The organism is Microcoleus sp. S28C3, assembly GCF_036700785.1.
Classification (GTDB): domain Bacteria; phylum Cyanobacteriota; class Cyanobacteriia; order Cyanobacteriales; family Microcoleaceae; genus Microcoleus; species Microcoleus asticus.
The window spans coordinates 1-8,035 of the sequence record NZ_JAUBPO010000182.1; the positions used below are offsets into that span (position 1 = coordinate 1).

The window sequence follows — 8,035 nt, forward strand, 5'->3', positions numbered from 1 at the left end:
GAAGTTTTATCCCTCTGTGGTTGGGACTATATCCTTGAAGCTATATTAAGTGCAACTTCATAGTAAATTGGTATTAGCACTAAAATGTCTCGGGAACAACAAATGTCGCGAGTTTACTTGCGGCTGGGTTTGAGATAGCTTTCCGTGATTTAAAGTAGATAAATCTTAAAAATTTATTAATTATGTTATTGCGAGTCAAACATTAGCTTTCGCGAGCCGAAGGAAAGTAATCGCCAAGGTGAAACGAGGTTTACATTCTGTTACATTGTAAAATTTATTTGTGCCTACCTAACTATCGTTAGTTATTGATTTGGGCGATTCCCTACGGGATAGCTACGGTTCACGGACTTGCACGGCAAATATATTGCTAAGCGTGCGACGATCGGGGGTAGAGATATCGCTGCGAATCAAGTCAGCCATTTTGTATTCTTCTGTTGGTGAATGGCTTCTTAAACATATGCGATCGCCCTCCAACATCAACAAATCAACATAGTAGCTACGATTTCCCTCGCTATCTGCTATTTCGTCTAATTCTACCGCACGAATCTCGCGAGTTGAGCATTCGGTAACATCCTTAAGCGACAAACCCCATAACCGTTTAATGGTCATTTTGCCAAAAGTCTTATCAAAGAGGTACATTTAGTAGTGGTATTTCGTAAAGAATGGAGAAAAGTCGAGGTTTTTAGGAAGCAGCAGAAGTCCCTAACGATGCGTTGTCACGATCGATAAAATCCCCAATCCCACCAATGTGGTTTTCCAACGAGCGAGAAAATGACAATATTTTGCTCGCCAAGGGCGACACTCGTTGTCTCCATGTGTTGTTAAACCGTTCAATATAGCTGGTCTTTCCAGTTTCCTTGCCCACTGCTTTTCGGAATTAGTAAAACTAACGCCGATCGACATCCCCGACTTCTTGAAGAAGTCGGGATCAAAATCACCGATCTAAAACCATTTTTAAGCAATAAAAATCAGCGTTCCCTTGCTCATTTCCAAAGTATCGCCCATTTCCAGACCGTTGTGAAAAGCACCCAAAATCACCTCGCTAGTTTTGCCGAAAGCGATCGCACCGCTAGCATCAATTCCAATTGCGCCAAAATCCCGTTGACGATCGTCAGCTTCAGCAAAAGAACGCTCAAAAGCAGCTTTCAAACTCAAACCATCCGTTACCCGAATCACAATCCGCGCAGCCAAACACTCGTCCATAATGTGTTCGCCAATCCCCGTACAGCTTACCGCCGCATTTCCAGTCGCGTAATTTCCTGCCGGCATCGCCGAGTCGCTAACCCGCCCGATGCGCTCAAAACCCTTGCCACCAGTCGAAGTCCCAGCAGCCAAGCGTCCGTGAACATCCAAAGCAACAACTCCGATCGTACCCATACCCGCCGGTTCCGCCACCACGTCAGCCATTGCTTTGCTAAAATTGCCTTGGCGTTCCTGCATCCACTCGTGCAAGCGCAAATCCGTCATCGGATCGTAAATCGGCAATTGAAGTTCTCGCAGCAATTCCGCCGAACCAAAATCAGAGAGAACCCGATCGTCCGAATTCTGCAAAAATTGAGCAAGTTCGATCGGATGTTGAACGCGAGAAACATTAATCGCCCCGCTGAAACGCTGCATCAAACCGTCCATCAGCGAAGCACTCATCCGAATTTGACCGTCCGACTGCACCACAGAACCTGTACCGGCATTGAATCGCGGGTCATCTTCCAGCAATTGGCAGCCCCGCACCACTGCATCTACGGCACTTGCACCGTCTTTTAGCAGCGGATAAACTTCCTCCAAAACATCGTAAAGCGATTTCCGCACCGCCTCAATTCCGCCTTTACTGTGTAGAGAACTGCCGGCACCGCCGTGAATAACTAGCTTTGGTTGCACTTGTTGCGATGCCATATTTTTTAACCTAAAATTTTTCCTTTGCAATCTTAGCCTCGATCGAGCAAATTACCCTAAATTCTTAATCTTGAGCCGCCAAACGGCGGCGACGACAACGTTCGGAGCAGTATTTGACCTCATCCCAGCAGTCCGCCCATTTTTTGCGCCAAGTAAAAGGTCGATCGCACACCGGGCACATTTTTGTCGGTAAATCAGATTTCGATCGCTGCTTTGCCATGCTAATTTGGACATTACATTAATGATTAAATTTTAATCAAAACAAACAAAACAATCCATTTCTGCCTAACACCTCCCCAAATAAAAATGCTCGAAACGGCATTAGCCAAAATCAGAATAGTCTTAGTAGAACCCGCAGGCCCATTGAATGTCGGTTCTGTGGCCCGCGTCATGAAAAATATGGGTTTGCACCAATTAATTTTGGTAAATCCCCAATGCGATTATTTAGGGGAAGAAGCCCGACTGATGGCAGTTCGCGCCGCCGATATATTGGAAACTGCCAAAGTAGTTGATAGTTTGCCGGCCGCTTTGGTTGGGTGTGTCAGAGCGATCGCGACTACAGGAGACGATAGTCGATCGTTGCCAACACAGCTAGAACAGCCTGCAGACGCCTTGCCTTGGCTCCTAGAAGCCCCCAGCGCCCTAATTTTCGGTCGAGAAGACTGCGGCTTGACCAATGCCGAATTAAACCGCGCTCAGCGCCTGATCCGCATTCCCTCCAGTGACGCCTACACTTCCCTAAATCTCGCCCAAGCAGTCGCTATCTCCTGCTACGAACTGTATCGGGAAGAAGGAAGAAGGAAGAGGGAAGAAGGAAGTTCGGCAACGGATTCTGTAACGGATGTAACGGATGTAACGGATGTCAGGAAGAGGGAAGAAGGAAGAAGGAAGAGGGAAGAAGGAAGAAGGAAGAGGGAAGAAGGAAGAGGGAAGAGGGAAGAAGGAAGAGGGAAAAAGGAAGAGGGAAGAGGGAAGGAAGAAGAAGATGCCTCGTTCCCAGGCTCAGCCTGGGAACCCATATCCAGAGGCTCTGCCTCTTCAATACCCGATGCAACAGATAATTTATCAACTTGTTACCCAGAACAACTTGCAACCAGCCAGACAGAAAATCCCTCTCCTCCGCTCACCAGTGCTCCCTTGGAAAATTTAGAGGGATATTACCAGCAACTAGAAACGCTGTTACTCAAAATAGGATATTTGCAGCAGCACACAGCAGCAAGCCGGATGGAAAAATTTCGGCGTTTGTACAACAGGGCTTATCCGACAGTTGATGAAGTCGCCATGCTGCGGGGCGTCCTCCGCCAAACAGAATGGGCAATCAAAACTTACCGGCGAGAGACAGTTTCTGATACTCTGGATGGGGCGTTGCCAGAAAATCCAACGGATAGCTAGGAGAAATGCTGATAATTGGGGATGTGAGATTGAGGATTTTTTTCACAGATAACTTTTCTGCACCCATTTTTCACCTTCATAACAGGGTTTCTTGACTAAAAGCCTAAGCTTTGGGATAATTTGCGAGCAATAAACCCGGTTGCTGATACCAGGCAGCGTCTGGGGAAAATCTAAAATCTAAAATCTAAAATCTAAAATTGATTGGCTGGCAAGCTGAAAAATCTTAAACTTGAACTTTACAGTAGTGATGAAGGAGTAAGACGTGGCAGAGCGGTTTCCTAAAGGATCGATATTATCGGTGATATCCTCGATATCCTCTCCCAACTCCGGCTCAAAGCAGCCTAAGTCCGGCAAAGCAAGTCAGTCTGGCAACTCGGGTCGCCGCCGCCCTCTGCAACCGCAAAACGGCAATTCCGAAATTCGAGAACCCTCGCCAGAACCTTCGACTTTGCCACCGCAACCAAGCCGCGGCAGCAGAACTAGAGCCAATTCTCCCGAACCTTCGGAAGAATTGACTGCACAAGACTTTTTATCCGATCCCAGATCTGCCATTAACCCGAGAAAACCCAGAACCAGCAAAATTCCCCCGTCGAAGACTCGCCAAGCAGGCAAAAAAGGTCTCGCTGCTGTCGATATGTTCGATTTTCCCGAGCCGAATCGGGAAACTGTCAGTTCGATCGCCAGCAATCCCAACAGCCAGATCCCAACAGCCGATCCCCCTGCAACCCGTGGAAGTCGCCCCAGTTCGCCCCCAGTGCGCATTCCCGACACGGTAATACCCCCAAATGCCAAAAAAGCCCCCGTCTCGAAACCGCGTCCGCAAGCGAGCCAGAGACCGGGGAAACGCTCTGCACCTCAGAGCGTGCCGCCGTTGGTGTACGCTACTCGCTTGGTGATTTTGGGAGTTGGAATTGCGGTGATTTGTGGGACGCTGCTGTCTGTGGTCAATGCTGTGAGCCGATCGTCTGTAGCAGCAGAAGAACAAACCACCACAGGGCAAAAAAACCCAGATGCAGGCGACAGCGCATCTGCTGCACCGGTGACCGGAGAAGTGCTGCAACTGAATCAAGAATTAGGCGCTTTGAAAACGCAAGTTCAGGTTTTAGCAACAGAAAATCCTAGTTTGACAGCCGGAGTATTTCTAGTCGATTTAGATACTGGAAGCTACCTAAATTTTAACGGCGATACTGCTTTTGCTTCAGCTAGCACGATTAAAGTACCAATTTTAGTAGCTTTTTTCCAAGCAGTAGATGAGGGAAAAGTGAAGTTAGATCAGGTGCTGACGCTGAAGCCCGAAAACATTGTGGGCGGTTCTGGGGAGATGCAAGACGACACTCCAGGCAAGAAGTATTCGGCTTTGGAAGTTGCCCAAAAGATGATTGTTGTCAGCGACAATACGGCGACAAATATGATGATTGAGTTGTTGGGAGGTGCTGATGTTTTGAATCAGCATTTTGCAAGTTGGGGTTTGAGGGCGACGGTTCTCCGCAATAATTTGCCTGATTTGGAGGGAACTAATACTACCAGTCCGCAGGATTTGATTAATATCATAGCCCAGATCGATCGGGGGAATTTGGTATCGGTGAAATCGCGCGATCGTATTTTGCAAATCATGCGCCAAACTCAAAACGCTTCTTTGCTGCCGAAAGGTTTAGGCGAAGGTTCAATTATTGCTCACAAAACCGGCAACATTGAAACAATGCTTGCGGATGCGGGGATGGTGGATTTGCCGAACGGTAAGCGTTATTTAGTGGCGGTGATGGTGAAGCATTCACCGGAAACGGAGAAGCCAGCTCAAACATTGATTCGGGATATTTCTCGAATAAGTTACCGCTATTTGAACGGTGAGGAAACGCCAGCCGATTCACAAGTAAAAATTAAAAATTGAAAATTCAACCGGGTTTTTTCGGGCAAGTGTTGTAGACTTTATCAAACTATAAATCAGTTTGTATGATGAAACTAAACATCCGCGTTGCTTGTCTGGTAGTGCTCTCAACTTTAGCCGTTGGAGTCTCCCCCACTTTGAGTAATGCTAATCCTGTTCCTGAATCTGAAACCGACGGCGTGACAGTGATTAACAATAATATCGAACTCAATCGGGCAAAAAACTTAGCCCGTCAAGCAGCAGAAATTGCTAATGGGGGTTTAGGCAACTATCGAGCTGAAGCTTCTATGCACGGTACTTCTAACGAATCGCCGTTTGTTGACAATGGCGATGGAACTTGGACTTTTACTTTTCAAGGGTACAAACCCGGTACATCTGTCTATACTGTAGAAACGGTTATTACGGTTTCTCAAGATGGAAGGGTGAGAGTTGATTATAATGGGCGAATTCGCGAGAAAGCTCAATTTTGAAAAGTTATGCAAACAGCTAAGTAGATTGCCATCAAAAAACAGAACACCCAGAACCCTGACTTTTTTAAGAAGTCGGGGATCTAACAGCGATTGTTCCGCTCCATAGAGTTGGTCAATGACCCCCGCTATGTTTCAATCCCTGATAGGGATTTAAGTTAATTCCGGCTAAGTCTCGCAGAATTAGCTCTATTTTTTCTATTTTCGGTTTCAATCCCTGATAGGGAGTTAGGTTAATTGCGGCTTGAATTGATCGAACTCCTGGAGGTGGTGGGGATGGAAGCGGGTTTCAATCCCTGATAGGGAGTTAGGTTAATTGCGGCGACAACGAAAGCGCCAGCCGGACAAGTAGCGGCAAAGGTTAGTTTCAATCCCTGATAGGGAGTTAGGTTAATTGCGGCTTGATTACTCTGTTACAGTAAGCTTGAATCATTGTTTCAATCCCTGATAGGGAGTTAGGTTAATTGCGGCTCAGCGGACCCAGAAGGAGAATCGGTCAATGATGGCAATGTTTCAATCCCTGATAGGGAGTTAGGTTAATTGCGGCCATGGCTTCCTCTGTAATTTCTTTCCGTGTTTCTGGTGGTTTCAATCCCTGATAGGGAGTTAGGTTAATTGCGGCTTGAGTCATTTTCAACGGGTGCATCTCACTTTTGCAGATACATCAAGTAGAAAGTTGACCATTGAGATAAGCACAGCGAAGAGAAAGGATAGAGGAAACACTCTCGATATTCCACTGCGCTCCCGATAATTTCACCCTTAGTCCAATCCGTTTAATCGTTGATTCCACTGTTCCAGAACCGATAGAACTTAAAGATTCTTCTTTATAGTATCGGTAGTTAACTATTCGGTTGCGATGGAACTCTAAATAATTGCAAAAGGTTTTAAATCCTTTTCTTTTCAACTCTTTAAATAAATTGATAACTTCATTAACTTGACCAGACCATAACAGAGTTTCGGCTTGTTTTAATCGTTTCAATGAACCCCCGGCTTTGTACAAATTTTCTTTCAGATGATACCAATCTAAGATTTCTTGTCTTCGTTGGGTCACTCCAATTTCTTGAAACAAGTTCCAAATTCCGGGATGACCATCCCCTATACAATATATAGGATGTAGCAATTTTTGGCTATTACTCCAATCAATTAAATCTTGATTACTTTGAAAAAATGCTCCGCAATAAACATTATCTAAACACACGGCTTTATAATCTTTCCAATAACAGGGCTCACCCTTGTTTTCGTTGCGTAGCCTGACTTTACCTCCATCTAAGGTAATTTCTTGGACTCCTTGTTTAGATGTAGGCAATTCAAATTCTTGGCTATGAACTAATCTCTGTAAGGTACTATGAGAAACTGGGATTCCTGTGAATGTTTCACTCATCTTTTTCTCCTTTTTGATAAGACTCGTTGGCGCTGATTATCAGAGCGCACTTTTCCATCATTGGACTGAGTTGACTATCAGGTTTTAGCCCGAAATATTTCGCCTGATTGTCTGTAATATTCAGCAACCCGACTAATGATTTTACGGTTCGCTGTCTTCCTGTTTTAATTCCTGATACTTTTGAAAAAAAAACCTACCTAGTTCGGGCCCAACTTCTTTTAACATTTTTTGACGTAGAGAGTTTTCGATACTTTCAAAATTTGAAAGTTCGGTTGAATCTGTATTTCTGTAAAGAATTTCTGCTACCCCTTTTAAGTGTGCTTTTAGGCATTGTTGGTCTGAGGGTGTCATTTTTTTTACCTCATCTTTTTTCACAGTTTTACTAGCTTTTTCATTTTAGCCCTTTTTCATATATTTGCAAAAGTGAGATGCACCCTTTTCAACAAGCCTGTGCTAAATTTTTACTGTTTCAATCCCTGATAGGGAGTTAGGTTAATTGCGGCTCTTTTGCTTGTTTTCATTATCACCAGTGTTGTTGCCTTATGTTTCAATCCCTGATAGGGAGTTAGGTTAATTGCGGCTTGTTTCGATTCACTTACAATTATCAAATTTTGCCTGTTTCAATCCCTGATAGGGAGTTAGGTTAATTGCGGCAATTGAGCGTAATATTTACTGTAGTCGATATTATGTTTCAATCCCTGATAGGGAGTTAGGTTAATTGCGGCTTGATAGTCCGATTCCACAGGAGATTACACCTCTCATTTGAGTTTCAATCCCTGATAGGGAGTTAGGTTAATTGCGGCCCGTGGACGCTAATCATCGGCCTGCTGTTTTTGTTGTAACTGGTTTCAATCCCTGATAGGGAGTTAGGTTAATTGCGGCAAGTAGCAATTCCGAAAAACTTAATTGACTGATATTTGTTTCGTTTCAATCCCTGATAGGGCAATACGGTTTACTTAAGGTCGAACAAGTGATAAACTATATATGATATACAAAAAGTAAATCAAGTATAGTGCCGTA

At 44.8% G+C, this 8,035-nt stretch carries 7 protein-coding genes, 1 pseudogene and 2 CRISPR repeat arrays; of the genes and pseudogenes, 3 read left to right on the forward strand and 5 right to left on the reverse strand.

The genetic code is table 11. From position 1 onward, the window contains the following. Window positions 1-333: 333 nt before the first annotated feature. The 4 genes from QUA13_RS30570 to QUA13_RS30585 form a co-directional block, all read right to left on the reverse strand. Window positions 334-609 (reverse strand): hypothetical protein, encoded by a 276-nt coding sequence (locus tag QUA13_RS30570; protein ID WP_333204611.1) that lies wholly within the window; start codon window positions 607-609, stop codon window positions 334-336. A gap of 73 nt (window positions 610-682) precedes the next feature. Further along, a complete protein-coding gene (locus QUA13_RS30575; RefSeq protein ID WP_445242761.1) occupies window positions 683-865 on the reverse strand; it encodes an IS1 family transposase in 183 nt (60 codons plus the stop codon). 89 nt (window positions 866-954) lie between these two features. Further along, entirely contained in the window at window positions 955-1,890 is a 936-nt protein-coding gene (locus QUA13_RS30580; protein WP_333204613.1) for an isoaspartyl peptidase/L-asparaginase, read from the reverse strand. A gap of 64 nt (window positions 1,891-1,954) precedes the next feature. Next, a complete protein-coding gene (locus QUA13_RS30585) occupies window positions 1,955-2,110 on the reverse strand; it encodes a DUF2256 domain-containing protein (protein ID WP_006631540.1) in 156 nt (51 codons plus the stop codon). An 86-nt stretch (window positions 2,111-2,196) separates the two neighbouring features. On the opposite strand from QUA13_RS30585, the gene QUA13_RS30590 reads away from it, so the two are divergent. The 3 genes from QUA13_RS30590 to QUA13_RS30600 all read left to right on the forward strand — a co-directional run bounded on the left by QUA13_RS30590 (window position 2,197) and on the right by QUA13_RS30600 (window position 5,637). Continuing rightward, the gene (locus QUA13_RS30590) at window positions 2,197-3,282 is read left to right on the forward strand and encodes an RNA methyltransferase (RefSeq protein ID WP_333204615.1); all 1,086 of its coding nucleotides are present in this window, start codon (window positions 2,197-2,199) and stop codon (window positions 3,280-3,282) included. A 298-nt stretch (window positions 3,283-3,580) separates the two neighbouring features. Next, window positions 3,581-5,170 (forward strand): serine hydrolase, encoded by a 1,590-nt coding sequence (locus QUA13_RS30595; protein ID WP_333204617.1) that lies wholly within the window; start codon window positions 3,581-3,583, stop codon window positions 5,168-5,170. Window positions 5,171-5,232: 62 nt separating this feature from the next. Continuing rightward, complete coding sequence (locus tag QUA13_RS30600; protein ID WP_333204619.1) at window positions 5,233-5,637, forward strand: hypothetical protein; 405 nt, start codon at window positions 5,233-5,235, stop codon at window positions 5,635-5,637. Between the two features lie 129 nt (window positions 5,638-5,766). Beyond that, window positions 5,767-6,257: a CRISPR direct-repeat array (repeat unit 37 nt; unit sequence GTTTCAATCCCTGATAGGGAGTTAGGTTAATTGCGGC). Window positions 6,258-6,298: 41 nt separating this feature from the next. Here QUA13_RS30600 and QUA13_RS30605 read toward each other — a convergent pair. Further along, a pseudogene (locus tag QUA13_RS30605) lies at window positions 6,299-7,366 on the reverse strand (ISKra4 family transposase). A gap of 115 nt (window positions 7,367-7,481) precedes the next feature. Beyond that, window positions 7,482-7,897: a CRISPR direct-repeat array (repeat unit 37 nt; unit sequence GTTTCAATCCCTGATAGGGAGTTAGGTTAATTGCGGC). Window positions 7,898-8,035: the final 138 nt, after the last annotated feature.